A 260-nucleotide genomic window follows, 5' to 3' on the forward strand; every position below is an offset into this window, starting at 1 on the left:
GGTACTTGTACATCTCACCCCAGCAGTCGCGGCCCCACTGGCACCCGGCCATGTTGACCATGAAGTCGCGCTCGTCCTCCTGGTAGTGGATGCCGCGGTGGGTGCCGTCGCCGCAGGCGCCCGGCGGGAACGAGTTGATGCGCCGCTGCGGGATGAACGCGACGCCCGAGCGGACCCACGGCTGGTTGGCGTACAGGTACTCGAGGCTGTCCTGCTCCGTGTGCTCCCATTCCATGTGCTTCTGCTCGTACAGGACGGGG

The 260-nt window shown here is 66.9% G+C and carries 1 protein-coding gene; it reads right to left on the reverse strand.

The window, feature by feature from the left end; all coding sequences use genetic code 11:
• The coding region (locus PZC42_RS24900; RefSeq protein WP_277214289.1) for a glycosyltransferase family protein at window positions 1-235 on the reverse strand (235 nt) is incomplete at its 3' end.
• Window positions 236-260: the final 25 nt, after the last annotated feature.

The sequence above is a fragment of the Isoptericola croceus genome (assembly GCF_029382255.1).
In the GTDB taxonomy this organism is placed as follows: domain Bacteria; phylum Actinomycetota; class Actinomycetes; order Actinomycetales; family Cellulomonadaceae; genus Isoptericola; species Isoptericola croceus.